At 79.5% G+C, this 249-nt stretch carries 1 pseudogene; it reads right to left on the bottom strand.

Features of this window, described 5'->3' with window-relative positions:
* Positions 1 to 249 (bottom strand): annotated as a pseudogene (locus FJ658_RS16480) (pilus assembly protein TadB); the annotation flags it as partial.

The raw sequence follows: 249 nt of genomic DNA, 5'->3' as shown, positions 1-249 counted from the left end.
CAAGGCGCCGACGATGCCGACGGCCGCTCCCCCGGCCGCCCAGAGCAACTGGCGCGACCGGAACGCCGCGACGCTCGCCGGCGAACCCGACTGGCGCAGGCGCCGCGCGACCACGGCGTCCCCGCCCAGCACGGCGGCGAGACCGTCGCCCACACGCGCCAGCACGGGTGCGACCAGCTCGGCGAACACGGATGCCGGTTCCCCCGCGCGGCGCGCGCGCAGCTCGCGCGCGGCCGGCGACACGTCGAG

Source organism: Schumannella sp. 10F1B-5-1, assembly GCF_006517535.1.
GTDB lineage: Bacteria > Actinomycetota > Actinomycetes > Actinomycetales > Microbacteriaceae > Schumannella.
The sequence above is the reverse complement of the archived record's forward strand: the minus strand, read 5'-3'. Positions and strand labels throughout refer to the sequence as shown.